Source organism: Variovorax sp. 01N425, from assembly GCF_056399465.1.
On record NZ_JBFTRJ010000007.1, the window covers coordinates 255,781 to 281,293 of the forward strand.

At 68.9% G+C, this 25,513-nt stretch carries 24 protein-coding genes; 10 read left to right on the forward strand and 14 right to left on the reverse strand.

Annotated elements, in window-relative coordinates:
- Positions 1-6: 6 nt before the first annotated feature.
- From AC1DSC_RS14940 to apbC, 8 genes are all read right to left on the reverse strand, one after another.
- Positions 7-801 carry an ABC transporter ATP-binding protein gene (locus AC1DSC_RS14940; RefSeq protein ID WP_015866843.1) on the reverse strand — a complete coding sequence of 265 codons (795 nt, stop codon included), beginning with the start codon at positions 799-801 and terminating at the stop codon, positions 7-9.
- Positions 798-1,547, reverse strand: coding sequence for a molybdate ABC transporter substrate-binding protein (gene modA / locus AC1DSC_RS14945; protein WP_369663392.1), 750 nt, complete (start codon positions 1,545-1,547; stop codon positions 798-800). Before modA ends, AC1DSC_RS14940 begins: the two co-directional genes overlap by 4 nt.
- Positions 1,548-1,575: 28 nt before the next feature.
- Entirely contained in the window at positions 1,576-2,259 is a 684-nt protein-coding gene (gene modB / locus AC1DSC_RS14950) for a molybdate ABC transporter permease subunit (protein ID WP_015866845.1), read from the reverse strand.
- A gap of 113 nt (positions 2,260-2,372) precedes the next feature.
- Positions 2,373-2,720 (reverse strand): winged helix-turn-helix domain-containing protein, encoded by a 348-nt coding sequence (locus AC1DSC_RS14955; protein WP_018906443.1) that lies wholly within the window; start codon positions 2,718-2,720, stop codon positions 2,373-2,375.
- Positions 2,721-2,804: 84 nt separating this feature from the next.
- The gene (fdhF, locus tag AC1DSC_RS14960) at positions 2,805-5,678 is read right to left on the reverse strand and encodes a formate dehydrogenase subunit alpha (protein WP_369663393.1); all 2,874 of its coding nucleotides are present in this window, start codon (positions 5,676-5,678) and stop codon (positions 2,805-2,807) included.
- On the reverse strand, positions 5,675-7,420 hold the full coding sequence (locus AC1DSC_RS14965) for an NAD(P)H-dependent oxidoreductase subunit E (protein ID WP_051128046.1): 1,746 nt from the start codon (positions 7,418-7,420) through the stop codon (positions 5,675-5,677). The genes fdhF and AC1DSC_RS14965 overlap by 4 nt, the downstream gene beginning before the upstream one ends.
- Before the next feature lie 247 nt (positions 7,421-7,667).
- Complete coding sequence (locus AC1DSC_RS14970) at positions 7,668-8,612, reverse strand: LysR substrate-binding domain-containing protein (RefSeq protein WP_319427358.1); 945 nt, start codon at positions 8,610-8,612, stop codon at positions 7,668-7,670.
- Between the two features lie 15 nt (positions 8,613-8,627).
- Entirely contained in the window at positions 8,628-9,719 is a 1,092-nt protein-coding gene (gene apbC, locus AC1DSC_RS14975) for an iron-sulfur cluster carrier protein ApbC (RefSeq protein ID WP_015866850.1), read from the reverse strand.
- Between the two features lie 102 nt (positions 9,720-9,821).
- Here apbC and AC1DSC_RS14980 point away from each other — a divergent pair, with 102 nt between their 5' ends.
- Positions 9,822-11,015, forward strand: coding sequence for a patatin-like phospholipase family protein (locus AC1DSC_RS14980; RefSeq protein WP_369663394.1), 1,194 nt, complete (start codon positions 9,822-9,824; stop codon positions 11,013-11,015).
- A gap of 49 nt (positions 11,016-11,064) precedes the next feature.
- Here AC1DSC_RS14980 and AC1DSC_RS14985 read toward each other — a convergent pair whose 3' ends face one another.
- From AC1DSC_RS14985 to AC1DSC_RS15000, 4 genes are all read right to left on the reverse strand, one after another.
- The gene (locus AC1DSC_RS14985) at positions 11,065-11,751 is read right to left on the reverse strand and encodes a YceH family protein (RefSeq protein ID WP_369663395.1); all 687 of its coding nucleotides are present in this window, start codon (positions 11,749-11,751) and stop codon (positions 11,065-11,067) included.
- A gap of 47 nt (positions 11,752-11,798) precedes the next feature.
- On the reverse strand, positions 11,799-12,425 hold the full coding sequence (locus AC1DSC_RS14990) for a phosphodiester glycosidase family protein (protein ID WP_436287901.1): 627 nt from the start codon (positions 12,423-12,425) through the stop codon (positions 11,799-11,801).
- A 116-nt stretch (positions 12,426-12,541) separates the two neighbouring features.
- Positions 12,542-13,573 carry an isocitrate/isopropylmalate dehydrogenase family protein gene (locus tag AC1DSC_RS14995; RefSeq protein ID WP_027730190.1) on the reverse strand — a complete coding sequence of 344 codons (1,032 nt, stop codon included), beginning with the start codon at positions 13,571-13,573 and terminating at the stop codon, positions 12,542-12,544.
- A 122-nt stretch (positions 13,574-13,695) separates the two neighbouring features.
- Positions 13,696-14,334 (reverse strand): LbetaH domain-containing protein, encoded by a 639-nt coding sequence (locus AC1DSC_RS15000; RefSeq protein WP_369663396.1) that lies wholly within the window; start codon positions 14,332-14,334, stop codon positions 13,696-13,698.
- 71 nt (positions 14,335-14,405) lie between these two features.
- Here AC1DSC_RS15000 and metG point away from each other — a divergent pair, with 71 nt between their 5' ends.
- Positions 14,406-16,502, forward strand: a complete 2,097-nt coding sequence (gene metG, locus AC1DSC_RS15005; protein ID WP_369663397.1) for a methionine--tRNA ligase — start codon at positions 14,406-14,408, stop codon at positions 16,500-16,502.
- A 22-nt stretch (positions 16,503-16,524) separates the two neighbouring features.
- Here metG and AC1DSC_RS15010 read toward each other — a convergent pair whose 3' ends face one another.
- Positions 16,525-17,196, reverse strand: coding sequence for a GntR family transcriptional regulator (locus tag AC1DSC_RS15010; RefSeq protein ID WP_369663398.1), 672 nt, complete (start codon positions 17,194-17,196; stop codon positions 16,525-16,527).
- Between the two features lie 58 nt (positions 17,197-17,254).
- On the opposite strand from AC1DSC_RS15010, the gene AC1DSC_RS15015 reads away from it, so the two are divergent.
- The 5 genes from AC1DSC_RS15015 to AC1DSC_RS15035 all read left to right on the forward strand — a co-directional run bounded on the left by AC1DSC_RS15015 (position 17,255) and on the right by AC1DSC_RS15035 (position 22,191).
- Positions 17,255-18,010, forward strand: coding sequence for an enoyl-CoA hydratase/isomerase family protein (locus AC1DSC_RS15015; RefSeq protein ID WP_369663399.1), 756 nt, complete (start codon positions 17,255-17,257; stop codon positions 18,008-18,010).
- Between the two features lie 43 nt (positions 18,011-18,053).
- Entirely contained in the window at positions 18,054-19,028 is a 975-nt protein-coding gene (locus AC1DSC_RS15020) for a Bug family tripartite tricarboxylate transporter substrate binding protein (RefSeq protein WP_369663400.1), read from the forward strand.
- Complete coding sequence (locus tag AC1DSC_RS15025; protein WP_369663401.1) at positions 19,025-20,197, forward strand: CaiB/BaiF CoA transferase family protein; 1,173 nt, start codon at positions 19,025-19,027, stop codon at positions 20,195-20,197. The genes AC1DSC_RS15020 and AC1DSC_RS15025 overlap by 4 nt, the downstream gene beginning before the upstream one ends.
- A gap of 23 nt (positions 20,198-20,220) precedes the next feature.
- Entirely contained in the window at positions 20,221-20,445 is a 225-nt protein-coding gene (locus tag AC1DSC_RS15030; protein ID WP_015866861.1) for a hypothetical protein, read from the forward strand.
- Positions 20,446-20,514: 69 nt separating this feature from the next.
- Entirely contained in the window at positions 20,515-22,191 is a 1,677-nt protein-coding gene (locus tag AC1DSC_RS15035; RefSeq protein ID WP_436287902.1) for a SulP family inorganic anion transporter, read from the forward strand.
- Here AC1DSC_RS15035 and AC1DSC_RS15040 read toward each other — a convergent pair.
- The gene (locus tag AC1DSC_RS15040; protein ID WP_369664503.1) at positions 22,188-22,661 is read right to left on the reverse strand and encodes an outer membrane protein assembly factor BamE; all 474 of its coding nucleotides are present in this window, start codon (positions 22,659-22,661) and stop codon (positions 22,188-22,190) included. The genes AC1DSC_RS15035 and AC1DSC_RS15040 overlap by 4 nt on opposite strands.
- A gap of 69 nt (positions 22,662-22,730) precedes the next feature.
- On the opposite strand from AC1DSC_RS15040, the gene AC1DSC_RS15045 reads away from it, so the two are divergent.
- From AC1DSC_RS15045 to nadB, 3 genes are all read left to right on the forward strand, one after another.
- Positions 22,731-22,937 (forward strand): DUF3460 family protein, encoded by a 207-nt coding sequence (locus tag AC1DSC_RS15045; RefSeq protein WP_015866864.1) that lies wholly within the window; start codon positions 22,731-22,733, stop codon positions 22,935-22,937.
- A gap of 68 nt (positions 22,938-23,005) precedes the next feature.
- On the forward strand, positions 23,006-23,842 hold the full coding sequence (locus tag AC1DSC_RS15050; RefSeq protein WP_015866865.1) for a segregation and condensation protein A: 837 nt from the start codon (positions 23,006-23,008) through the stop codon (positions 23,840-23,842).
- A gap of 29 nt (positions 23,843-23,871) precedes the next feature.
- Complete coding sequence (gene nadB, locus AC1DSC_RS15055) at positions 23,872-25,443, forward strand: L-aspartate oxidase (protein ID WP_369663403.1); 1,572 nt, start codon at positions 23,872-23,874, stop codon at positions 25,441-25,443.
- Positions 25,444-25,513 lie beyond the last annotated feature (70 nt).

The window sequence follows — 25,513 nt, forward strand, 5'->3', positions numbered from 1 at the left end:
CGAGGGTCATCCGCGGCCGGTTGCGTCCTGCAGCAGCAGGCCGCGCAGCTTGCGGTGCAGCGGCGAAGCCTCGGCGGCCGGCACGCCGCCCGCCTCGCGCAGCGCGAAATCGCGGCTTTGCGCGTTGTGCAGGTCGATCTCGCGCACCACCTGGCCGTCGCTGTAGACGAAGGCCACGTCGGCCAGCGCCAGCACGTCCTCGATGTCGTGCGTGATCATCAGCACCGGAATGCCCCACTGGCGGCGCACCTGCGCGAGTTCCTGGCGCAGTTCGCTGCGCAGCATGGGGTTGAGCGCGGCAAAGGGCTCGTCGAGCAGCAGCACCTGCGGCTGGCAGGCCAGCGCGCGGGCCAGCGCCACGCGCTGCTGCTGGCCGCCCGAGAGCTTCTGCGGCCGGCTGTCGGCCAGCGCCGCCAGGCCGAAGCCTTCGAGCAGCGCCTGCACCCGCTCGGCCTCGCGCGGGGGCAGCCGGCGCCGGTGCCAGGCGGTCAGGCCGAACGCCACGTTCTCGCGCACCGACAGGTGCGGGAACAGCGCGTAGTTCTGGAACAGGTAGCCGATGCGCCGCGCCGGCGCCGGCACGTCGATGCCGCGGGCCGAGTCGTAGAGCGTGCGGCCGTCCAGCCGCACATGGCCCGCGGACGGATGCAGCAGCCCCGCGATGGCCTGCAGCGTGAGCGTCTTGCCCGCGCCCGAGGGGCCGTAGAGCGCGGCAAAAGGCACGTCGGTCGCGAAGCGCGCCGCCAGGTCGAAGCGCCGGGCGCCATCGGTGACGGTGAGCTTCAGGTCGACGTCGATCATGGCTTGCCGAAGCCGTGGCGCGCGAGCACCTCGCGCGCCGGGTCGCTGGAAAGAAAGGCCACGAAATCGCCGGCCAGCGCCTTCTGGCGGCTGTCGGCCACCACCGCGACCGGGTAGCTCACCGGCGTGACGGTGGTTGGCGCGAAGGCGACCCGGACCTTCTCGCTCATCACGGCCGCATCGGTGCGGTAGACGAAACCGGCCTCGACCTCGCCGCGGGCCACGTAGTCGAGCACCTGGCGCACGCTGTCGGCCTGCACGAACTTCGGCTCCAGCACGCTCCAGAGCCCCGCGCCTTCCAGCACCTGCCGCGTGTAGCGGCCGACCGGCACGGTGGCGGTCTTGCCCACGGCAATTTTCCGGACGCCCGCGCCGGCCAGGTCCTGCAGCGACTGGACGCCGGCCGCGTCCCTGGCCGGCTCGATCAGCACCAGGGCATTGCTTGCGAAGTTGCAGCGCGTGGCCGCATCGATGAGCTTCTGTTCGGCGGCGCGGCCCATGGTCTCCTGGTCGGCGCTAGCGAACACGTCGACCGGCGCGCCCTGCCCGATCTGCTGCAGCAGCACGCCCGAGGCCGCGAAATTGAAGCGCAGCGTGGCGCCCGGCTTCGCGGCCTCGAACTTCGGCCCGAGTTCCTTGAACGCGTCCATCAGGCTGGCGGCCGCGGACACGGTGATCTGCTGGGCCGCTGCAGCGAGCGGCAGCGCCATGGCCAGGACAAGAAGCAGGAGGCGGAACGCACGCATGTTGGTTTCCAGATTGGGGGTAAGGCGCTCAGCGCAGCGAGAAAAAGCGGTTCGACAGCACCAGCACGGTGACCGACAACAGCGAAGTCACCACCACCAGCAGCAGCGCGAGCTCGTCATGCCCGGCCTGCACCGCGTCGTAGATGGCCATCGACAGGGTCTGGGTCTGCTGCGGAATGGAGCCCGCCACCATCAGCGAGGCGCCGAATTCGCCCATGGCGCGCGCAAATGCGAGCAGCGTGCCGGCCAGGATGCCGGGCCAGGCCAGCGGCAGCGTCACGCGCAGGAACACCGAGAACGGCGACTGGCGCAGCGTGCTGGCGGCGGCTTCGAGCGAGCGGTCGACGCCCGCAAAGGCGGCGCTGGCCGACTTCAGCACCAGCGGCAGCGCCACCACGGCAGAGGCGACGACGGCGCCATGCCAGCTGAAGATGATGCTGTAGTCGAAATGCTCGCGCAGCCAGCTGCCGAGCGGGCTGTGGCGCCCCGCCGCCACCAGGATGGCGTAGCCGATGACCGTGGGCGGCAGCACCAGCGGCAGCATGAACACCGCCTCGAGCACCGTGCGGCCCGGAAAGCGCTTGCGCGCGAACACCCAGCCCAGCGCCACGCCGGCCACGAGCGCCAGCAGGGTCGCGACCGCGGCCACCTTGAGCGACAGCACCAGCGGAAACCAGTCGGCCGAGGCGATGAGGGAGTTCGTCGTATTCATGAAGATACAACGCAATTGTTGCACGAACAGGCGCTTCCCCCTGAAGAGGCATGCGTGGCGGGTGCGGGAGGATGGCGCCGATATCCCTTCGGATACAGCGCGGGGAACAGAGCTCAGGGTGCGAGCAGGCGCGTCAGCGCGCGCACGTCGGCCGCCGTGGCCAGGCGCGCGGCGTTCTCGATGGCACGGTAGTGCTTGACGATTTCCTCGCCCACGGGCGTGAGCGCGGTGCCGCCGCCGCGCGAGCCGCCGGCCGCGGTGTTCACGGCCGGGGAGCTCAGGGCGTTGTTCATCTCATCGATCAGCATCCAGGCGCGCCGGTACGACATGCCCAGCTGGCGCGCCGCGGCAGAGATCGAGCCGGTTTCCGCCACCGCCTCCAGCACGGCGACCTTGCCGGGGCCGAAGGCGATGCTGTCGTCCCTGTAGATGCGCAGGCGGAACTGGACTCTGGTTTTCATGCCGATGGTGATGCGAAGGAACGGTGCGGGAGGAGCTTGGGGCCAAGGTTAAACCATGGTCCCGGGGCCCTCGCCGCCCCGCCCTCAGTCCACCGCCGCGAGCACGCCGGAGCCGGTGCCGTAGCCGGCCGCCGCCATCGGCTGGCCGCCGCGCGCAATGCGCACCGCGCAGTACTTGAACTCCGGGATCTTGCCCATGGGATCGAGCGCGGCATTGGTCATCAGGTTGGCCGCCGCCTCGTAGTAGGCGAAGGGAACGAACACCGCGCCGCTGGGCGTGCCGTCGTCGCGCCGCACGTGGATGGCCACCTCGCCGCGGCGCGACTGCACCGTGATCACGTCGCCGGCCTCGAGGCCCAGCTTCAGCAGGTCGGCCTGGTTCATCGAGGCCGTGGCCATGGGCTCGAGCGCATCGAGCACCGTGGCGCGGCGCGTCATGCTGCCAGTGTGCCAGTGCTCGAGCTGGCGGCCGGTGATGAGCACGAAGGGGTACTCGGCATCGGGCCGCTCGTCCGCCGGAATGATGTCGGCCGGCACCAGCTTCACACGGCCGTCGGCCGTGGGAAAGTCGTCGATGAACACCGTGGGCTGGCCCGGATCTTCCTCGCTCAGGCAAGGGTAGGTCACGCTCGAATCGCGCTGCAGCCGCTCCCAGCTGATGCCGCTGATCACCGCATGCATGGCCTGGCGCATTTCCTCGTAGACCGCGGCCACGCCGGACTCCTCGCCCTCGTAGTTCCACGCGAGGCCCATGCCGCTGGCGATCTGCTGGATGATCCAGAGATCGGGCCGCGCGTCGCCCGGCGGGTTGAGCGCGCGCTTGCCCAGCTGCACCATGCGGTCGGTGTTGCTCACCGTGCCGGTCTTCTCGGGCCAGGCACTTGCGGGCAGCACGACGTCGGCGAGCCACGCGGTCTCGGTCATGAAGATGTCCTGCACCACCAGGTGCTCCAGGCTCGCGAGCGCATGGCGCGCATGGTTCAGGTCGGGGTCGCTCATGGCCGGGTTCTCGCCCATGATGTACATGCCGCGCACCTTGTGCGGATCGGTGTCGGGCGCGAGCGCCTTGTGCATGATCTCGACCACGGTGTAGCCCGGCGTCGCATCGAGCGGCGTGCCCCAGAAATCCTCGAACCACGCATGCACCGCTGGGTTGTCGACGCGCTGGTAGTTGGGGAACATCATCGGGATCAGGCCCGCGTCGCTCGCGCCCTGCACGTTGTTCTGGCCGCGCAGCGGATGCAGGCCCGAGCCCGGCTTGCCGATCTGCCCGGTGACGGTGGCCAGCGCAATGAGGCAGCGCGCGTTGTCGGTGCCGTGCACGTGCTGGCTCACGCCCATGCCCCAGAGGATCATCGCGCCCTTGGCCGTGGCAAAGGCGCGCGCCACTTCGCGCAGCGTTTCGGCCGGCACGCCGCAGATCGGCGCCATCGCCTCGGGGCTGTAGCCCTTGACGTTCTCGCGCAGCGCCTCGTAGTTGCTGGCGCGCGTGCGCACGAACTCCTGGTCGACCAGGCCTTCGTCGATCACGGCATGGATCAGCGCGTTGAGCATGGCCACGTCGGTGTCGGCCTTGAACTGCAGCGTGCGCCAGGCATGGCGGCTGATGTCGGTGCGGCGCGGGTCGGCCAGCACGATCTTGGCGCCGCGCTGGGCGGCGTTCTTCATCCAGGTGGCGGCCACCGGGTGGTTGGCCGTGGGGTTGGAGCCGATGACGAAGATCAGCCCTGCATGCTCCACGTCGTTGACCTGGTTGCTCACCGCGCCCGAGCCCACGCCTTCGAGCAGCGCGGCCACGCTGGAGGCGTGGCACAGCCGCGTGCAGTGGTCGATGTTGTTGCTGCCGAAACCCGTGCGCACGAGCTTCTGGAACAGGTAGGCCTCTTCGTTGCTGCCCTTGGCCGAGCCGAAGCCCGCGAGCGACTTGGGCCCGTGGCTGTCGCGCAGGCCCGAGAGCTTGCCGGTGGTGAGCGCGAGCGCCTCTTCCCAGGTGGCTTCGCGGAAATACTCGCTCCAGTCGTCCGGCCGCGGTGCATCGCCGAAATCCTTCGGCATGCCGGCCTTGCGGATCAGCGGCTTGGTCAGGCGCTGGGGGTGGTGCGCGTAGTCGAAGCCGAAGCGGCCCTTCACGCACAGGCGGTTGTGGTTGGCCGGGCCGTCGCGGCCGTCGACGCTGACGATCTTCTCATCCTTGACGTTGTAGGTCACGAGGCAGCCCACGCCGCAGAACGGGCACACCGAATCGACCTTGCGGTCGACAGCTTGCGAGCCGATGTGGCTCTTGGGCATCAGCGCGCCGGTCGGGCAGGCCTGCACGCATTCGCCGCAGGCCACGCAGGTGCTGTCGCCCATCGGGTCGTCCAGGTCGAACACGATCTTGCTGTCGCCGCCGCGCAGCGCGTAGCCGATGACGTCGTTGACCTGCTCTTCGCGGCAGGCGCGCACGCAGCGGTTGCACTGGATGCAGGCATCGAGGTTGACGGCCATCGCGGGGTGCGAGATGTCGGCCTTGGGCTGCTCGCGCCGCAGCGCCTTGAGTTCGGGCCGCACCGCGATGTCGAGCTTCTTCGCCCAGGCGCTGAGCTCGCCGTGCTGCTGGGTGGCGTCATCGCCGATCCATTTGTAGCCCTGGTCGGGCATGTCGGACAGCAGCATCTCGACCACCATCTTCTGGCTCTTGAGCGCGCGCTCGCTGGTGGCCTTCACTTCCATGCCGGCCGTCACGTTGCGGCAGCAGCTGGGCGCGAGCGTGCGCTCGCCCTTCACCTCGACCACGCAGGCGCGGCAGTTGCCGTCGGCGCGGTAGCCGTCCTTGAAGCACAAGTGGGGAATCTCGACGCCGTGGCGCTCGGCCGCCTTGTAGATGGTTTCGCCATCGAAGGCCTGGATGGCCTGGCCGTCGAGCGTGAATTCGATGGTTTGCGGCATCAGTTCCGCAAGTTTCGACGGGGCGTTCATGCCACCTCCTCCGGGAAATATTGCTGGATGCAGCGAATCGGGTTGGGGGCCGCCTGGCCGAGCCCGCAGATGGAGGCGTCGCCCATCACCTGCGCGAGGTCTTCGAGCGTGGCGTTGTCCCACACCGGCGCATGCATCAGCGCCGCGGCCTTGGCGGTGCCGACGCGGCAGGGCGTGCACTGGCCGCAGCTCTCGTGCTCGAAGAAGCGCATCACGTTGAGCGCGGCGTCGCGCGCGCGGTCGTGCTGGCTCAGCACCATCACCGCGGCCGAGCCGATGAAGCAGCCGTAGGGCTGCAGCGTGTCGAAGTCGAGCGGAATGTCGTTCATGCGCGCCGGCAGGATGCCGCCCGATGCGCCGCCCGGCAGGTAGGCGTAGAGCGAGTGGCCGTCGAGCATGCCGCCGCAGTATTCGTCGATGAGCTCCTGCACCGTGATGCCCGCGGGCGCGAGCTTGACGCCCGGGTGCTTCACGCGGCCGCTCACGCTGAAGCTGCGCAGGCCCTTGCGGCCGTGGCGGCCGAAGCCGCTGAACCAGGCCGCGCCTTTTTCGACGATGTCGCGCACCCAGTAGAGGGTTTCGAAGTTGTGCTCCAGCGTCGGGCGGCCGAACAGGCCCACCTGCGCGATGTAGGGCGGGCGCATGCGCGGTTCGCCGCGCTTGCCCTCGATGCTTTCGATCATGGCCGACTCTTCGCCGCAGATGTAGGCGCCCGCGCCGCGCCGCAGCTCGATGCGCGGCAGCGCGCAGGGCGGATCGGCCTGCAGCCGCGCCAGCTCGGTTTCGAGCAGCGCGCGGCAGTCGTGGTATTCGTCGCGCAGGTAGATGTAGCACTGCTCGATGCCGACGATCTGCGCCGCCACCACCAGGCCTTCGAGGAAGCGGTGCGGATCGCGTTCGAGGTAGGTGCGGTCCTTGAAGGTGCCGGGCTCGCCTTCGTCGATGTTGACCGCCATGAGCCGGGGCGCCGGCTGGTCGCGCACGATGCGCCACTTGCGCCCGGCCGGAAAGCCCGCGCCGCCCAGGCCGCGCAGGCCCGAGTCTTCCATGGTCTTGATGATGGCTTCGGCGTCCTGCTCGCCGTTGACGAGCGCGGATGCGAGCGCGTAGCCGCCATGCGCGCGGTAGGTGGCGTAGTCGGTGAAGGCCGGCATGCGCTCGATGGCGCCGGGCAGCGGCGAGATGCTTTTCTCGGCGAACGCGGCCGCGTCGAAGTACGCGACCGTGGCTTCCTCAGGGTCGGACTTCAGCGCCTGCAGCACCTTCGCCGTGGTCGCGAGCGGCACGGCCTGCCGGTCGACAGCCACCGCGGGCGCCTGCTCGCAGCGGCCGATGCAGGGCGCCGCAATCACGCGCACGTCGCCGCCCTCGACGCCGAGCAGTTCGGGCAGCCGCGCCAGCAGATCCCTGGCACCGGCCAGTTCGCAGGCCAGGCCGTCGCACACGCGAACCGTGAGGCCCGGCGCGGCCTCGTCGCCGCGCACCACCTCGAAGTGGTGATAGAAGGTCGCGACCTCGTAGACCTCGGCCATCGGGATGTTCATTTCCCGCGCCAGTGCCACCAGGTGGCGGTCGTGCAGGCAGCGGAAGGCGTCGTTGAGCTTGTGCAGGTGCTCGATGAGCAGGTCGCGCCGGTGGCCCTCGGCCGGACGCGCACCGATCAGCGTGCGCACTTCGACGAGCGCCGCTTCGTCGGGCTGGCGGCCCTTGAGCTTGCTCTTGCGGCGGATGCGCTCGCGCATTTCGTCGGCGGTGGCGAGCGGCACGATGGTGTGCGTGCTGGCTGCTGCCTTTGTTGTTGTCTCGCGGGTCGTGGCTGGGTGGTTGTTCACTGCCTGGGCCTTTTTTCGATGTCTCGGGAATGCCCCCCAGCAAGGCTTGAGGGCTGACCGAGTGTGTGGGGCGGCCCTGGGCGCGTCAAATTCGATCGGCACATCGATCGATTCAATAACTAAATGGCCGTCCGTCCGGGACGGCGCCGCACCAAGGCTATTCGCCGAGCGCGCCGCTGTGCAGCCGCACCTGCTCGCGCCATGCCGGCGTCTGCAGGAACACCAGGGCGGCATCGAGCGCGCGGGAGGGGCGCACGCCGGTCTGGGTCATGAAGCCCAGTGGCGTCTTGACCTCGGGGGCGACCAGCGGCAGGGCCTCCAGCTCGCGGTAGCTGCGCACGGCCGCGACCATCGACCCCGGCAGCACGCTGCTCACGGTGCCCGCGAGCACGGCCAATGCAAGGGTAAGTACCGAGTTGGTTTCGATGGCCGGCTCCAGCGCAATGCCGGCGTCGCGCAACGCCTGGTCGATGATGGAGCGGTTGTGCATGTCGGGCGTGAGCAGGCACAGCGGCCGCTGGCCGGCCTCGGCCCACGACATCGGCTGGCCGATGCGCAGCCGGTCGGCCGAGGGCTTGGCCGCGCGCCGCAGCAGGAAGTAGTGCTCCACGCTCTGCGGCCATGCCGTGAGCTTGATGCCCGGCAAATGCATGCGCTCGGTGTAGCCGAGCGCGAGGTCGACCGAGAGGCTTTCGAGCCCCGTTTCCAGGTCTTGCGAGCTCATCGAGAGCACCGCCGGCACGATGCCCGGATGCAGCTCGTGCAGCATCGCGGCAAAGCGCGACAGCATCGGAATGGCGGTGGGCACGGCCGCCATGCGCAGCCGCCCGCGCGGATGGCCCTCTTCGCTGCGCAGCTCCTGCTGCAGCACCTCGTTGTCGCGCAGCATGCGCTGCGCCGTGGCCAGCACCCGCTCGCCTTCGTGCGTGAGGCCCACGTAGACGCGCGCCCGCTTGACGATGACCACGCCAAATTCGCTTTCGAGCGAGCGCAGCGCATTCGACAGCGCCGGCTGAGTGATGTGGCAGGCCTGCGCCGCGCGTCCGAAATGCTTGTGCTCGCTGAGCGCGACCAGGTAGCGCATCGACGCGAGAAGATTCACGGGGCGCGCCGCCGGTCAGGTGTTCTTGCTGATGGAGATGGTCGGGAACTTCGCCGAGAAGTCCTTGGCCTTCTCGGCAATGCCCACGGCCACCTGGCGTGCGACGGCCTTGTAGATGCCGGCCACTTCGCCGTCGGGGTCGGCCACCACGGTCGGCTTGCCGCTGTCGGCCTGCAGGCGGATGTTGATGTCCAGCGGCAGCGCGCCCAGGTAGTCCATCTGGTATTGCGCCGCCATCTTCTTGCCGCCTTCGGAGCCGAAGATGTGCTCGACGTGGCCGCAGTTGGAGCAGATGTGCACCGCCATGTTTTCCACGATGCCCAGGATCGGCACGCCGACCTTCTCGAACATCTTGATGCCCTTCTTGGCATCGAGCAGCGCGATGTCCTGCGGCGTGGTGACGATCACCGCGCCGGTCATCGGCACGCGCTGCGAAAGCGTGAGCTGGATGTCGCCGGTGCCGGGCGGCATGTCGACGATCAGGTAGTCGAGGTCTTTCCAGTTGGTCTGGCGCAGCAGTTGCTCCAGCGCCTGGGTGGCCATCGGACCGCGCCAGATCATGGCTTCGTCCTGGTCGACCAGGAAGCCGATCGACATGACCTGCACGCCGTGGTTCTCGAGCGGCTCCATGGTCTTGCCGTCCTCGCTCTCGGGCCGGCCCTCGATGCCCAGCATCATCGGCTGGCTCGGGCCGTAGATGTCGGCGTCCAGCAGCCCGACCGCCGCGCCTTCGGCGGCCAGCGCCAGCGCCAGGTTGGCGGCGGTGGTGCTCTTGCCCACGCCGCCCTTACCGGACGCCACCGCGATGATGTTCTTCACGTTGGGCATCAGCTGCACGCCGCGCTGCACCGCATGGCTGATGACCTTGGTCGTGATGTTGACCGAGACGTTGCTCACGCCCGGCACCGTCTTTGCGGCCGCCACCAGCGCCTTGCGCATGGCCGCGTGCTGGCTCTTGGCCGGGTAGCCGAGCTCGAGGTCGAACGACACGTCGCCATCCGCGATCTGCAGGTTCTTGAGCGACCGGGTCGCCACGAAATTCTTGCCGGTGTTGGGGTCTGCGACGGCCTTGAGCGCGTCCATGAGCCCCTCTGGGGTGAGTGCCATTGATCTAACTCCTGAATGGCGGGTAGTCTAGTGGGTCTCATGGCTCGCCCCCGGGTGCGCATGCATCGCCTTTCCCCCACCGGGGACAACAACACCCATCCAATGCCAGAGACACCTCCCGCCACCGGACTCCTGCTCACCGGCGGCGGCGCCCGGGCCGCCTACCAGGTCGGCGTGCTCGAGGCCATTGCCGGCCTCCGGCGCGCAGCGGGCCTTGCGGGCCGGCGCAATCCCTTCGAAGTGATCACCGGCACCTCGGCCGGCGCCATCAACGCGGCCGCGCTGGCCTGCGGCGCCGACGACTTCGACGGGGCCGTCGAGCGCATCGCGCAGGTCTGGCGCGACTTTCACGCCGGGCAGGTCTACCGCGCCGATTCGCTCTCCGTGCTCGGCAGCGGCACGCGCTGGCGCATGCTGCTCGGGCTCGGGCGCTTTGCCGCCAACTGGATGCGCATCAAACCGCGCTCGCTGCTGGACAACGCGCCGCTGGCCGAGCTGCTGGCGCGCATGGTGCCGCTCGAGCGCCTGCCCCGGCTCATGCAGCAGGGCCACCTGCAGGCGCTGGCCGTGACTGCCTCGAGCTACAGCTCGGGCGAGCACGTCACCTTCTTCGAGGCCGCGGTGCCGATGGAGCCCTGGGTGCGCTCGCAGCGGCTGTCGGTGCGCGACCGCCTCAGCCACGCGCACCTGCTGGCCTCGTCGGCCATTCCCTTCGTGTTTCCGGCCACCGCGCTGCCGATGCAGGGGCACACCGAATATTTCGGCGACGGCTCGATGCGCCAGTCGGCGCCCATCGCCGCGGCCATCCACCTGGGTGCCCAGCGCATCCTGGTGATCGGCGCAGGCCGCATGCACGAGCCGCGCGACGCCGACGCGCCCAACACCTACAGCGGCTATCCCACCATGGCGCAGATCGCGGGCCATGCGCTGTCGAGCATCTTTCTCGATGCGCTGGCGGTGGACATCGAGCGGCTGCGGCGCATCAACCACACGCTCGGCCTCATTCCCGAGGAAGCGCGCGCATCGAGCACGCTGCGCCCGCTCGACCTGCTGGTGATCGCGCCGTCGGAGCGCCTGGACGTGATCGCGGCGCGCCATGTCGATGCACTGCCCGGCGCGGTGCGCCACCTGCTGGGCGGCTCCAAGGTTGCGGCCGACGTGAAGGGCGGTGCGCTCGCGAGCTACCTGCTGTTCGAGGCGGGCTACACGCGCGAGCTGATGGCGCTCGGGCGGGCCGACACGCTGCGCCAGCAGAGCGAGGTGCTGCGGTTCTTCGGGTGGGATGCGGCGGCCTGAAGCAGGTCAGCGCGCACCGCCGCTGTCGCCAGGAACACTCCTCAACGCGCTACCCCGCCTCGGAAATCCCAAGCTCCGAGCACACCCGCCCCACCAGCGCCTTCAGCGACGCGAGCTCGGCCTCGAGCCGCGCCACATTGGCCCTGAGCGCGGCAACCTCGCCGAGCGATGCATCGTGCGCGCCGTAAGCAGCATCGGACGACGCACCCGCGGGCCCCGCAACTTCTTCCGCCGGCGCGCCGCTCAGCAAGTGCGCCCAGCGGCTTTCGCGCGCGCCCGGCAGCCGCGCGAGCTTCACCACCAGCGCGCCGGCCGGCCGCTCGGCGAGCTCGTCGAGAAAAGCCTCGACCGACGAAATGTCCGCGAAGTTGTGCATGCGGTCGCAGGCGATGCGCAGTTCGCCCGCCGTTTGCGGACCGCGCAGCATCAGCACCGTGAGCAGGATCACCGACTGCGACGGAATGCGCAGCACGCGGTCGATGTTGTGCTCGTAGCGGAATGCCCGGCCGCCGCTGGTTTCGGCCACCAGGCTGTAGCCCTTGAGGCTGTCGATGGCGGCCTGCACCTGGGCCTCGCTCAGGTCGAGCACCGGGTTGCGGCTGGTCTTCTGGTTGCAGCCGGACACCAGCGAATTGAGCGTCAGCGGATAGCTGTCGGGCACGGTGCGCTGCTTCTCGGCCAGCACGCCGAGCACGCGGGTTTCGACGAGCGAAAGAATGGGAAGGGCCTGGGTCATTGCTCAAGGAATCCTGAATGAAAACGAGGGCGGCAAGGGCCGGCTGTTCACGGCACCGCCACGCCGAGTATCGGTCCCAGCTCCCGGGTGAAGTCGCTGCGCCGCAAGGCAAGCGAATGCAGTGCCGACACGGTGCCGTCGAGGTAGAGCGCGTCGCGGCAATGCAGCACGTCGCGAAAGTAGAGCGCGAACTCGTAAAAGTTCACCGGCTGCTCGCTGATCACGAAGATCGCCGTGTGGCCCGACACGCCCACGCCGTTGCGGATCTTGCGCGAATCGGAATCCGGGATGAAGGCGGGATGCACCACGCCGCGGCGCAGCAGCAGCGGGCCCGACTGGGTCGCCAGCCGAACGCCCTCTTTCGGCAGCGCCGCATATTCGGACGACTCGACCACGCGCGGCCCCGCATCGGACACCAGGAACACGCCGTTCGGCTTGAGGAAGAAGTTGCCCGCACCGGCCGCCAGGTTGAGCGGCGCCTCCTCGCGTCCCTCCTGTACCAGCAGGCCGACCGGGGAAAAGTCCGCGTGGTACATGCCGGCATTCATCGCGAACACGAGCTGCCGGTTGCGCGCGGCGAGCCAGGCTTCGAGGCGGTCGAAGCGCTTGAACGGGGCGCCGCTGTCATCGTGCAGGAACAGCTCGAGCCGCTCCTTGCGCACGTCGATCTTCACGACGGTGTAGCGCGGTTCGGCGGCAGCCGCTGAGGCCAGGCTGGCCGCGCCGGCCAGGCACAGGGCCAGCAGGAGCAGCAGCTTTCTCTTGAAGCCACGGAAAGCCGCCTCTGGCTTCAGCCGTTCTGGATGCGGGCGACCAGCGCCTTGGTGAACGCCGCCGTGCCGGCGCTGCCGCCCAGGTCGCCGGTGCGCACCTTGTCGACGTTGAGCGTGTCGTCGATGGCCTTGCGCAGGCGCGTGGCCAGATCGGGCAGCCTGACGTGCTCGAGCATCAGCGCGGCGGCCAGCAGCAGTGCCGTGGGGTTGGCGATGCCCTTGCCGGCGATGTCGGGCGCCGAGCCGTGCACGGCCTCGAAGATCGCCGCATCGGCGCCGATGTTGGCACCGGGCGCCATGCCCAGGCCGCCCACCAGGCCCGCCACCAAGTCGGACAGGATGTCGCCGAACAGGTTGGTCGTCACCAGCATGTCGAACTGCCACGGATTGAGCACCAGCTTCATCGCGCAGGCGTCGACGATGATGGTGTCGAGCTCGAACTTGCCCTTGTACTTCTCTTCGTAGAGCCTGAGGCCCGTCTCCAGGAACAGGCCGGTCAGCACCTTCATGATGTTGGCCTTGTGCACCAGCGTGACCTTCTTGCGGCCGGCGGCAATGGCGGTCTCGAAGGCGTATTCGAGCAGGCGCAGGCAGCCCTGGCGCGTGTTGATGCCGGTGGCCATGCCCACGGCGTGCGGATCGCCGTCGATGCGCACATAGTGCTCGTGGCCGATGTACAGGCCCTCGAGGTTCTCGCGCACGACCATCAGGTCGATCTTGTCGAAGCGGCCGCCCGGAATGATGGTGCGCGCGGGGCGCAGGTTGGCGTAGAGCTGGAATTCCTCGCGCAGCCGCACGTTCGACGAGCGGTAGCCTCCGCCCGAGGGCGTCTCGAGCGGGCCCTTGAGGGCCAGGCGGGTGCGGCGGATGCTGTCCAGCGTGGCCTGCGGCAGCGGATCGCCCGAGGCCTGGACGCCGCCGAGGCCGGCGATCTGGCGGTCCCATTCGAAGGGCGCCTTCAGCGCATCGAGCGCGGCCAGGGTGGCGTCGACGATCTCGGGGCCGATGCCATCGCCGGGAATCAGGGTTGCGGGAATGGGGGTGGTCATCGGAAACTCGCTTTCTGTATATCCATCTTGTATATCTCTTTGCCCTATCAGCAGAGAGGGCGTTCGCAAAACGCGCGGGATGGAGCATACGTCGCGCCGGAGACACCCCGGCGCCTTTCGGGTCACTGGGGGTCCGGCAACTCCTGGTCGAGCAGCGAAGCGCGGGCGATCACGAGGCCGGGACGCAGCAGCGCGCCGGGCGCGATCACCGCGTTGGCACCGATGCGCACGCCGTCGCCCGCCAGCGCGCCGAACTTCTCGCTGCCCGTGGCCTGCAATGCGCCGCCCTCGCCGCCTCGCACGAAGATCTGCTTGGCGGCACGCTCGTTGCGGTGGTTGCAGACGATGCTGCCGGCCTCCAGGTTCACGCCCGCACCCAGCACCGAATCGCCGACGAAATTGAAGTGCGCAAGGGCCGTGCCCGCGAAGACGAAGGACGACTTGAGTTCCGAGCCCGGGCCGAGGGTGCAGCGCTCGCCCACCCAGTTGCCGCCGCGCAGATAGGCGCCGGCCGCCACGAAGCAGCCGGCGCCAATGATCAACGGCCCCTTCAGCACTGCGCCGGCTTCCACGTTGGCGCTGCGGTGGATCGCCACTTCGCCTTCGACGGCAAATTCGCCCGCCGGCAGCGCCGCGAGCAGTTCGCGGACGATTTCCGCCGCCCGCGCGGTGATTTCCCAGGGCGCCAGCCCACCCCAGCGCGCGAGCGGCGAGGCGGCAAAGCCGGCGATGTAGGCGGTGAGATCGATGGCATTCGGCATGCTGCGATGCTGCCACCTAAAATGCCCGGTTCCCGCAAGTTCGTCGCCACTCCCCGAAAGCGCCCTCCCCGATGTCCGCCCCGCGCAAGCTCTTCGTCACCACCGCCCTGCCGTATGCCAACGGCAAGTTCCATATCGGCCACATGATGGAATACATCCAGGCCGACATCTGGGTGCGGAACCAGCGAATGAATGGCGCTGAGGTCAACTTCGTGTGCGCCGACGACGCGCACGGCGCGGCCATCACCATCGCGGCCGACAAGGCCGGCGTGACGCCGCAGGCCTTCGTGGCCGAGATCGCCGCGGGCCGCAAGCCCTACCTGGACGGCTACTACATCTCGTTCGACAACTGGCACTCGACCGACGCGCCCGAGAACCACCAGCTCGCGCAGGACATCTACCGCGACCTGCGCGCCAACGGCCTGATCGAAACCAAGAGCGTCGAGCAGTTCTACGACCCCGAAAAGGGCATGTTCCTGGCCGACCGCTTCATCAAGGGCGAGTGCCCCAACTGCCACGCCAAGGACCAGTACGGCGACAACTGCGAGGTGTGCGGCGCCGTCTACGCGCCCACCGAGCTGATCAACCCCTACTCGGCGCTGTCGGGCGCCAAGCCCGAGTTGCGCAGCTCCGACCACTTCTTCTTCAAGCTCTCGGACCCGCGCTGCGAGGCCTACCTGAAGGAATGGACCGCCGCGCCCGGCCACGTGCAGTCCGAAGTGCAGAACAAGATCCGCGAGTGGCTCTACAAGGACGACGAAGGCAAGGGCGGCCTCGGCGACTGGGACATCAGCCGCGACGCGCCCTACTTCGGCATCGAGATTCCCGATGCGCCGGGCAAGTACTTCTACGTGTGGCTCGACGCGCCCGTGGGCTACCTGGCCTCGCTCAAGAACCTGCTGGACAAGCGCTGCATCGAGCTCGGCGGCGACGGCATCTCGTACACCGAGTACATGGCCGACCCGGACCTGGAGCAGGTGCACTTCATCGGCAAGGACATCATCACCTTCCACACCCTGTTCTGGCCCGCGATGCTGCACTTCAGCGGCCGCAAGGCGCCCGATGCGGTGTACGTGCACGGCCACCTCACGGTCAGCGGCGAGAAGATGAGCAAGAGCCGCGGCACCGGCATCGACCCGCTGCGGTACCTGTCGATCGGCCTGGACCCCGAATGGCTGCGCTACTACATCGCGGCCAAGCTCAACGGCCGCAACGAGGACATCGACTTCAACCCCGAGGACTTCGTGGCGCGCGTCAACAGCGACCTCGTGGGCAAGTACATCAACATCGCGAGCCGCGCGGCCGGCTTCATCGGCAAGCGCTTCGGCGGCAGGCTGGGCGAAGTGTCGGCCGACGGCGACGCACTGCTGTTCGCGCTGCGCGATGCGGCACCACAGCTGCATTCGCTCTACGACGGCCGCGACTACGCCCGCGCGCTGCGCGAGGTGATGGCGCTGGCCGACAAGGTGAACGAATACGTCGACCAGAACAAGCCCTGGGAACTGGCCAAGAAGGAAGGCCAGGAAGCGCGGCTGCACGACGTGTGCACCGTGTGCATCGAGGCCTTCCGCCTGCTCACGCTGTACCTGAAGCCGGTGCTGCCGGCGCTCGCCACCAATGTCGAGGCCTTCCTCCGGATCGAGCCGCTCGCCTGGGCCGACGCCGCGCAGAGCCTGCCGGCCGGCCACGCCATCGGCGAGTACAAGCACCTGATGCAGCGCGCCGACGCCAAGATCGTCGACAAGCTGTTCGACGCGCCCGAGGTGCCGGCTGCTGCGGCCGAAGCCGCCACCGCCGATGCACTGCCGGGCGGCGAAGCCATCGCGCCCACGATCACCATCGACGACTTCGTGAAGATCGACCTGCGCATCGCGAAGATCGTTGCCTGCGAGAAGGTCGAGGGCTCGACCAAGCTGCTGCGCCTGACGCTCGATGCGGGCGAGGGAAAGACCCGCAACGTGTTCAGCGGCATCGCATCGGCCTATCAGCCCGAGCAGCTCGTGGGCAAGCTCACGGTGCTGGTCGCCAACCTCGCGCCACGCAAGATGAAGTTCGGCATCAGCGAAGGCATGGTGCTGGCCGCGAGCCATGGCGACGAAAAGGCCCACCCCGGCATTCATGTGCTCGAGCCCTGGCCGGGCGCAACGCCGGGCATGCGCGTTCGTTGAGAAACAGGCTGCGGCTGGGTAGCTAGCCGAGCTTGTTGACCAGCACCAGGTCGGCAAACACCTTGCCGCCCACCGAGATGTGGTCGCGCATCGCCTCCGCGGCGTTGTCCGCGTGGCCCTTCAGGATCCACTCCACCACCCGCTCGTGCTCGCGCTGCGACGCGGCCAGGCGACCGGGCTTCTCGAACATCCGCCCGCGGTAGGCCGCAATGCGCAGGCGCACGGTCTGCGCCTGTTCGACGATGAACGGGTTGCCGCTCGCGCGGTAGATCACGTCGTGCAGCGCGGCATTGGCAAGCTGGTAGCCCTCCGCGTCGTCCGCCTGCGCCCGGGCGGCCGTGCCTTCGAGCGCGCGCTGCAGTTCGATGCGCAGCGCCGGCCCGATGCGCAGCGCTGCGAGCCGCGCCAGCACCCCTTCGAGTTCGCCCAGCGCTTCCATCATGGCGACGAGTTCGTTGGCGCGCAGCTGGCGCACGTAGATGCCGGTGCGCGGAACGATGTCGACCAGCCCGCGCGCGCTCAGCAGCAGCAGGGCCTCGCGCACCGGTGTGCGCGAGATGTTGAAGCTCGCGGCCAGCGCCTTTTCGTCGATCGGCATGCCGGGCGACAGCGTGCCGTCCAGGATGTCTTTTTCAAGCCGGCCGCGGATCTGGTCCTGCAGGCTGCTGGCGTCAAGGGTTTTCGCGGGTTGCATGGGTGCGTGGATATTAGCTAACCTTGTAGATATATCAATTGATCTCTTTGGTACATCAATGCTTCCCACCCTCCAGATCGACGGCCACGTCGCCTACCTCACGCTGCGCCGGCCGCAGGCCGCCAACAAGCTGACGCCGGAGGACCTGCCCGCCATCGTTGGCCATCTGGAGACGGTGAACGGCTCGCCCAGCGTGCTGGTGCTGGTCGTTCGCTCCGAAGGTAAATATTTTTGCAGCGGCTACGATATATCAGAGGTCGCCGCCAGCAGCCAGACCGAGGGCCGCAGCTTCGGCGAGATGGTCGATGCGCTGGAAAACTGCCGCGCCGTCACCATTGCGGCGGTGCATGGCGGCGTGTTCGGCGGCGCCACCGACCTGGTGCTGGCCTGCGACTTCCGCGTGGGCGTGCGCGCCGCCGAGATGTTCATGCCGGCCGCCCGGCTCGGCCTGCACTACTACCAGAGCGGCATGGAGCGCTATGTCTCCCGCCTTGGGCTGGACACGGCCAAGCGGCTCTTCCTCACGGCCGAGAAGCTCGACGGCAGCGCGATGCGCGACTGCGGGTTCCTCACGCAGCTGGTGGACGACGCAGCGGCGCTCGACGCCGAAGTGCTGCGCCTGCGCACCACGCTCGCCGGCATGGCGCCGCTCGCGCTGCTGGGCATGAAGAAGCACCTGAACCAGATCGCGCGCGGCACGGCCGATGCCGCCTCGATCCAGCGCGAGGTGCAGCGCACCGTCGCATCCGAAGACCTGGCCGAAGGCGGCCGCGCCTGGCGCGAGAAGCGCCCGCCGGTCTTCAAGGGCCGCTGAGCGCGGCTCCTCCGGCACATCGACAAGACACAGGAGACAAGGCATGAAAAAAGAAATACGGGCCGTTTCGCTCGCGGCCGTGGCATGGCTCGCCTCGGCCGGCGCGCTCGCGGACAGCTACCCCTCGCGCCCGATCACGCTGGTGGTGGGCTTCCCCGCGGGCGGCGGCGCCGACACGGTGGCGCGCATCGTGAGCGACAAGCTGGCCAAGATCCTCGGCCAGCCGATCGTCATCGACAACAAGCCCGGCGCGGGCACCACCATCGCGTCGGACCAGGTCGCGCGCGCGGCGCCCGACGGCTACACGCTGCTGCTGGGCAGCGGCAACCTGTACGGCAGCGACAAGCTGCTCTACAAGGCCGTGAAGTACGACGGCGCCAGGAGCTTCGTGCCCATCTCGCGCTGGAGCTCCGCGCCGATGCTGCTCGCGGTCAACAAGGACGTGAGCGCGCAGAACGTGCAGGCGCTCATCGCCCAGGCGCGGCAAAGCCCGGGCAAGCTGGCCTATTCGTCGTCGGGCACCGGCGTGGTGACGCACCTGGCGGGCCTGTCGTTCGAGAAGGCCGCCGGCGTGACCATGCTGCACGTGCCGTACAAGGGCGGCGCGCCGTCGATCCAGGCCGTGGCCGCCGGCGACGTGCAGCTGACCTTCGGCACACCGCCCTCGGTGCTGCCGATGGCGCAGGGCCAGAAGCTGCGCGTTCTGGCCGTCACCTCGGGCCAGCGCTCGCCGCTCTTTCCCGACGTGCCGAGCGTCGCCGAGGCCGGCGTGAAGGGCTACGACTTCACCTTCTGGTTCGGCCTGTTCGCACCGGCCGGCCTGCCGCCCGAACTGGCGCAGAAGCTGTTCGACGCCAGCGTGGCGGCGCTCAACGATCCCGAGGTGAAGGCGCGGCTCGAGAAATCGGGCAACGAGGCGGCGCCCTCGAAGTCGCTGGCCGAGTTCCGCACTTGGGCGCTGGCCGAGGGCGCGAAATCGAAGGAACTCACCGAGCGCTCCGGCGCGACCGTCGAATGACCCCGGCCGCACCGCAAGAACTGCCAGGCGGCCCGCTGCAGGGCTTCACCGTCATCGACCTGACGCGCGTGCTCGCAGGACCCTACTGCACGCTGCTGCTCGCCGACCTGGGCGCGCGCGTGATCAAGGTGGAGCAGCCCGGCCTGGGCGACGACGCGCGGCAGATCGGGCCCTTCGTCGACGGCGACTCGGCCTACTTCATGTCGGTCAACCGCAACAAGGAGTCGATCGCGCTGGACCTGAAGGCACCGGCCGACCGGGCCGTCTTCGAACAGCTGCTGGCCACGGCCGACGTGCTGGTCGAGAACTTCCGGCCCGGCACCATGGAGAAGCTCGGCTACGGCTGGCCGCAGCTCCATGCGCGCTTTCCGCGGCTGGTGTTCACCTCGGTCTCGGGCTTCGGCCAGACCGGCCCCTACAGCCGGCGCCCCGCCTACGACATGGTGGTGCAGGCGATGGGCGGCATCATGAGCCTGACCGGCCACCCGGGCGCGCCGCCCACGCGCGTGGGCGTGTCGATCGGCGACCTGGGCGCCGGCCTGTACGCGGCCATCGGCACGCAGGCCGCGCTGCTGCAGCGCGGGCGCACGGGCCTGGGCGACCGCGTGGACGTGGCGATGCTCGACTGCCAGGTCGCGCTGCTGGAGAACGCGATCTCGCGCATGGAAGCGGACGGGCGCGCGCCGGGGCCGATCGGCTCGCGGCATCCGTCGATCACGCCCTTCGACGTGTTCCGCGCGGCGGACGGCTGGTTCGTGATTGCGGCAGGCAACGATGCGCTGTTCCAGCGCCTGTGCGCGGCGCTCGAACTGCCGGCGTTGCCCGAGGATGCGCGCTTTGCCACCAACCCCGAGCGCTGCCGGCACCACGAGGCACTGAAGCAGCTGCTGGAGCAGCGCCTGGCCGCGGCGCCCTGCGCGCACTGGCAGGCGCTGCTGATGCAGCACAACATTCCCACGGGCGGCTACAACGACGTGGCCGCGGTGGTGAACGATCCGCAGGTGCAGGCGCGCGAGATGCTGGTGCAGGTCCGCACGCAGGGCGGCCGGCCGCTCACGGTGGCGGGCAATCCGGTGCACGTGGGCGGCCACCGCACGCAGGTGGCCAGGCAACCGCCGCGGCTGGACCAGGACCGCGAGGCCATCCTCGCGGGGCTGGCGCCGCCCTGAGCGCGCGGGTGCAAAATCCGCGCATGCAAAGCCCCCGCCCCCGCTTCCGACCTTTCGTTCTCGCGGCGCTCGGCCTCGCCGGCGCCCTGCTGCTGGGCGGCTGCGCCGTGGTCACCGTGGCCAGCACCGCCGTGAGCGTGGGCGCCGGCGCGGTCGGGCTCGCGGCCGATGCCGCCATCGGCACCGCGCGCATCACCGGCAAGGCCGTGGGCGCGGCCGCCGACGCGGTGATTCCCGACAGCGACTGAGCCGGCGGCGCCCCCGCGCTGCCCGCAAGCCTTCCTGCGCACGCGGCGCGCGGGTCACAATGGCGCCACATGCAGTCACCGCTGAACATCACCCGCTTCCGCCCGCGCCTGCTGGACGCGATGGCGAGCTACAGCCGGGAGCGCTTCTTCAAGGACCTGGGGGCCGGCGCCACGGTGGGCATCGTGGCGCTGCCGCTGGCCATGGCCTTTGCCATCGCCTCCGGGCTCAAGCCCGAGGCCGGCATCTGGACGGCGATCATCGCGGGCTTCCTGATCTCGCTGCTGGGCGGTTCGGCGGTGCAGATCGGCGGGCCGGCCGGCGCGTTCATCGTGATCGTCTACGGCATCGTCGAACGCTATGGCGCGGCCAACCTGCTGATTTCCACCGCCTGTGCCGGCGTGCTGCTGTTCGCGGCGGGGCTGTTCGGGCTCGGGCGGCTGGTGCGCTTCGTGCCGCTGTCGATCGTGGTCGGGTTCACCAACGGCATCGCGGTGCTCATCCTGCTGTCGCAGCTCAAGGACCTGCTCGGGCTCACGGTCGCCAAGATGCCGGCGGACGTGTTCTCGCAGCTGCATGCCATGGCGTTGCAGATCGGCACCTTCAATCCCTATGCCTTCGCGCTCGGGCTGGCCTGCCTGGCCGGCCTCGCGATCTGGCCGCTGCTGCTGCAGGGCGAATCGAAGGTGGGCCATGCGGTGCAGCGCCTGGCCGGGCGCATGGCGCGTACGCGCGCGGTGCAGGTGGGCTCGCGCATGCCGGGGCCGATCGTCGCGCTGGTCACGCTCACGCTGGTGTCGTGGGGCTTCAGCCTGCCGGTGGAGACCATCGGCACGCGCTTCGGCGGCATTCCCGAAGGCCTGCCGGCCTTTGCGCTGCCCGACTTTTCATGGGAAACGGTCAAGCAGTTGGTCACGCCGACGCTGACCATCGCGATCCTGGGCGCCATCGAGTCGCTGCTGTGCGCGCGCGTGTCGGACCAGGTCAGCGGCCAGCCGCGCCACGACCCGAACCAGGAGCTGATGGCCCAGGGCATCGCCAACGTGGTGGTGCCCTTCTTCGGCGGCATGCCGGCCACCGGCACCATCGCGCGCACCGTGACCAACATCCGCTCGGGCGCCAGTTCACCGATCGCGGGCATCGTGCATTCGCTCACGTTGATGGTGGTGGTGCTGCTGGCCGCGCCGCTCGCGCGCCACGTGCCGCTCGCGGTGCTGGCGGGCATCCTGGTCTTCGTGGGCCTGAACATGGGCGAATGGCGCGAGTTCACGCCGGGGCAGCTGCGCCACTTCAGCCGCCACTACCGGCTGCTGATGCTCGGCACCTTCTTTCTCACGGTGGTGTTCGACCTGACGGTGGCGGTGCAGGTGGGCCTTGTGCTGGCCTGCGCGCTCTTCATCCGGCGCATGAGCGAGCTGTTCAGCGTCGAGCTGGTCACGATGCAGCCGCCGGTGCTCACCTACCGGCTCTACGGCGCGCTGTTCTTCGGGGCGGCGGCCAAGCTGGACGAGGCCGTCAACGCGGCCGAAAGCGCGCCGCGCGGCATGACGGTGGTGCTCGACGCCACGCACCTCATCTACCTGGACGCCACGGGCGTCGACGCGCTGCGCCAGCTGCACCGCGCGGTGCTGGCGCGCGGCGGGCTGCTGCGGGTGGAATCGCTGCAGCCGCAGCCGCTCGAGGTGATCGTGCGCTCGGGTTTTGCCGACGAACTGACGAGCGGCCAGCCGCACGGCACCGAAGGCTAGTTGGCCTCGGTGCTCCGGTCGGGCGACGAGCCGCTGCGCACCACGCGCTGGTCGTCGTTGAGGGTGGCGGTGAACACCATGGGCGAATTCGGCGGCTGGACCCAGCGCCATTCCCACTCGGTTTCGCGCTTCCGCGCATAGGGCGTGATCTTCGCCGGCTTGCCGAGCATCTTGCGCAGGTCTTCCATCATCATGCCCGGCTGCACCTTGGCGAAGTTCTCGGGCGTCAGCACCTGGCGCAGCGCGCTCATCCTGCCGTCGGCGCCGATGGTGATCATGTAGTTCTTCTGGCCCTGCGGCTGGCGGTTGTACTCGAACACGCGGCCGCCGGGCGCATCCCAGATGTTCTCGGGCTGGCCGAACCTGGCGCGCACGTCGGCTTCGGTGGAGACGCCTTCTTCCAGTTCGCTGATGCGCTGGTTGTCGCAGCCCGCAAGCCCGATCACACCCGCCAGCAGTGCCGCCGCCATGCCGATCCGCCACTGTTTTCGCTGCTTCATTCCATCCCCGGTAAAATTCGCGCCACAAAGGTCCAGTCTATGTCCATCTTCCGCCGCCCCCACTACACCTCCGAGATCACCAACTTCATCGAGGAGATGAAAGCCAAGAAGCCGACGCTGGAAGCCGAACAGCGTGCCGGCCGCGCCCTGCTCTGGGACAAGCACCTCGACCGCAGCCTGCTCGAGGAGTACAGCGAAGCCCGCGTGCCGCAGCAGCCGTACGTCTACCAGACCCAAGCCAAGTAATGGTGCCCAGCCGGCATCCATCGTTTGCCGCCGTCGTGCGCAGCTATTGAAATGATAGCAAGCACCCGATGAAGGACAACGAGGACAGCGACACGCTCGTGGCCAGCATGCCCGAAGTGGTCGACCAGGTCGCGCTCGCGAGGCTCTATGGCGAGCCGTTGTTCGCGATGCCGAAGGACCTGTACATCCCGCCGGAGGCGTTGCAAGTCTTCCTCGAGGCCTTCGAGGGCCCGCTCGATCTGCTGCTCTACCTGATCAGGAAGCAGAACTTCAACATCCTCGACATCCCGATGGCGGGGCTCACGCGGCAGTACCTGAGCTACGTCGACGAGATCCGCCAGACCAACCTGGAGCTCGCGGCCGAGTATTTGCTGATGGCCGCGATGCTGATCGAGATCAAGTCGCGCATGCTGCTGCCGCCCAAGAAGGTGGCCGACGGCGAAGAGGCCGAAGACCCGCGCGCCGAGCTCGTGCGCCGCCTGCTCGAGTACGAGCAGACCAAGCTGCAGGCCGCCGCCATCAGCGCGCTGCCGACCTACGGACGCGACTTCTGGAAGGGGCAGGTCTACATCGAGCAGTCGCTCAAGCCGCGCTTTCCCGATGTGAACGTGATCGAGCTGCGCGACGCCTGGGCCGACATCATGAAGCGCGCCAAGCTCGTGCAGCACCACAAGATCTCGCGCGAGGAGCTCAACGTGCGCGAGCACATGAGCATCGTGCTGCGCCACCTGCAGGGGCAGCGCTTCGTCGAATTCGAGAAGCTGTTCGACGTGTCGCGCGGCGCGCCGGTGCTGATCGTCACCTTCATCGCGATGCTCGAGCTCGCGAAGGAAACGCTGATCGACATCACGCAGGCCGAGGCCTTCGCGCCGATCTACGTGCGGCTGGCCTACTCGCCCGCCTGAGCCTCTTTCCTACTTCCGAGAAATCCGCCGTGCACGATTTCGACGTCCTCATCGTCGGCAGCGGCCTTGCAGGCCTCTCCGCCGCGCTGCACCTGGCGCCCACGCACCGCGTGGCCGTGCTGACCAAGCGCGCGCTCAACGACGGCTCCAGCGCCTGGGCGCAGGGTGGCATTGCCGCGGTGCTGGCCGCGGGCGACAGCTTCGACGCCCATGTGGAAGACACGCTGATCGCCGGCGCGGGCCTCTGCGACCCCCAGGCCACGCGGCTGGTCGTCGAGGGCGCGCCTGAGGCCATCGCCTGGCTGCGCGAACTCGGCGTGCCGTTCTCCGAGGAAGGCGGCGGCCTGCACCTGACGCGCGAAGGCGGCCACAGCCAGCGCCGCATCGTGCACGTGACCGACGCCACCGGCGCGGCCGTGCAGCGCACGCTGATCGAGCAGGTGCGCCGCACGCCCAGCATCTCGCTCTTCGAGCACCACACGCTGGTCGACCTCGTCACCGGCACCGGGCTCGGCCTGAAGGACCCCGCCTGCGTGGGCCTCTACGCGCTCGACGACCAAACCGATGAAGTGCTGGCCTTCCGCGCGCCGCACACCATCCTGGCCACGGGCGGCGCGGGCAAGGTGTACCTCTACACCACCAACCCCGACACCGCCACCGGCGACGGCATTGCCGCGGCCTGGCGCGCGGGCTGCCGGGTATCGAACATGGAATTCATCCAGTTCCACCCGACCTGCCTCTACCACCCGCACGCCAAGTCCTTCCTGATCAGCGAGGCGGTGCGCGGCGAAGGCGGGCTGCTCAAGCTGCCCGACGGAACGCGCTTCATGCCAAAGCACGATGAGCGCGCCGAACTCGCGCCGCGCGACGTGGTGGCGCGCGCCATCGACTTCGAGATGAAGAAGCACGGGCTGGACTGCGTGCACCTGGACATCTCGCACCAGCCGCCGGCATTTCTTAAAGAACATTTCCCCAACATCCTCGCGCGCTGCCTGGAACTGGGCATCGACATCACGCGCGAGCCGATTCCCGTGGTGCCGGCCGCGCACTACACCTGCGGCGGCGTGCTGAGCGACCTGGCCGGGCGCACCGACCTGCCCGGCCTCTACGCCATCGGCGAGACCGCCTGCACCGGGCTGCATGGCGCCAACCGCCTTGCGAGCAATTCGCTGGTCGAGTGCATGGTGTTCGCACGCGCCGCGGCCGCCGCCATTGCCGCGGCACCGGCGCGCGAGCGCATCGAACTGCCGGCCTGGGACGAAAGCCGCGTGACCGATGCCGACGAGGCCGTGGTCATCTCGCACAACTGGGACGAGCTGCGCCGCTTCATGTGGGACTACGTCGGCATCGTGCGCACCAACAAGCGCCTGGAGCGCGCGAGCCACCGCATCGCGCTGCTGCAGGCCGAGATCCAGGAGTTCTACGCGAACTTCCACGTCACGCGCGACCTGCTCGAACTGCGCAACCTGGTGCAGGTGGCCGAGCTGATCGTGCGCTGCGCCCAGGCCCGCCACGAAAGCCGCGGGCTGCATTTCAGCCGCGACTATCCCTCGCTCGCCGAGCCGACCGCACCGACCGTGCTGGTGCCCTCGGCGGACTGAAAACCACCCGCTTTTCACGTTTTCTTCACTCAAGGATGCCCGGCCACCGACGCCCGCAGGGAGAAACCCA

Bases quoted from the DNA above. Each gene is read 5' to 3' on its own strand.
- AC1DSC_RS14940 (WP_015866843.1), bottom strand. From the start codon at position 801: ATGATCGACGTCGACCTGAAGCTCACCGTCACCGATGGCGCCCGGCGC.
- modA (WP_369663392.1), bottom strand. From the start codon at position 1,547: ATGCGTGCGTTCCGCCTCCTGCTTCTTGTCCTGGCCATGGCGCTGCCG.
- modB (WP_015866845.1), bottom strand. From the start codon at position 2,259: ATGAATACGACGAACTCCCTCATCGCCTCGGCCGACTGGTTTCCGCTG.
- AC1DSC_RS14955 (WP_018906443.1), bottom strand. From the start codon at position 2,720: ATGAAAACCAGAGTCCAGTTCCGCCTGCGCATCTACAGGGACGACAGC.
- fdhF (WP_369663393.1), bottom strand. From the start codon at position 5,678: ATGAACGCCCCGTCGAAACTTGCGGAACTGATGCCGCAAACCATCGAA.
- AC1DSC_RS14965 (WP_051128046.1), bottom strand. From the start codon at position 7,420: ATGCGCGAGCGCATCCGCCGCAAGAGCAAGCTCAAGGGCCGCCAGCCC.
- apbC (WP_015866850.1), bottom strand. From the start codon at position 9,719: ATGGCACTCACCCCAGAGGGGCTCATGGACGCGCTCAAGGCCGTCGCA.
- AC1DSC_RS14980 (WP_369663394.1), top strand. From the start codon at position 9,822: ATGCCAGAGACACCTCCCGCCACCGGACTCCTGCTCACCGGCGGCGGC.
- AC1DSC_RS14985 (WP_369663395.1), bottom strand. From the start codon at position 11,751: ATGACCCAGGCCCTTCCCATTCTTTCGCTCGTCGAAACCCGCGTGCTC.
- AC1DSC_RS14995 (WP_027730190.1), bottom strand. From the start codon at position 13,573: ATGACCACCCCCATTCCCGCAACCCTGATTCCCGGCGATGGCATCGGC.
- AC1DSC_RS15000 (WP_369663396.1), bottom strand. From the start codon at position 14,334: ATGCCGAATGCCATCGATCTCACCGCCTACATCGCCGGCTTTGCCGCC.
- metG (WP_369663397.1), top strand. From the start codon at position 14,406: ATGTCCGCCCCGCGCAAGCTCTTCGTCACCACCGCCCTGCCGTATGCC.
- AC1DSC_RS15010 (WP_369663398.1), bottom strand. From the start codon at position 17,196: ATGCAACCCGCGAAAACCCTTGACGCCAGCAGCCTGCAGGACCAGATC.
- AC1DSC_RS15015 (WP_369663399.1), top strand. From the start codon at position 17,255: ATGCTTCCCACCCTCCAGATCGACGGCCACGTCGCCTACCTCACGCTG.
- AC1DSC_RS15020 (WP_369663400.1), top strand. From the start codon at position 18,054: ATGAAAAAAGAAATACGGGCCGTTTCGCTCGCGGCCGTGGCATGGCTC.
- AC1DSC_RS15025 (WP_369663401.1), top strand. From the start codon at position 19,025: ATGACCCCGGCCGCACCGCAAGAACTGCCAGGCGGCCCGCTGCAGGGC.
- AC1DSC_RS15030 (WP_015866861.1), top strand. From the start codon at position 20,221: ATGCAAAGCCCCCGCCCCCGCTTCCGACCTTTCGTTCTCGCGGCGCTC.
- AC1DSC_RS15035 (WP_436287902.1), top strand. From the start codon at position 20,515: ATGCAGTCACCGCTGAACATCACCCGCTTCCGCCCGCGCCTGCTGGAC.
- AC1DSC_RS15040 (WP_369664503.1), bottom strand. From the start codon at position 22,661: ATGGCGGCGGCACTGCTGGCGGGTGTGATCGGGCTTGCGGGCTGCGAC.
- AC1DSC_RS15045 (WP_015866864.1), top strand. From the start codon at position 22,731: ATGTCCATCTTCCGCCGCCCCCACTACACCTCCGAGATCACCAACTTC.
- AC1DSC_RS15050 (WP_015866865.1), top strand. From the start codon at position 23,006: ATGAAGGACAACGAGGACAGCGACACGCTCGTGGCCAGCATGCCCGAA.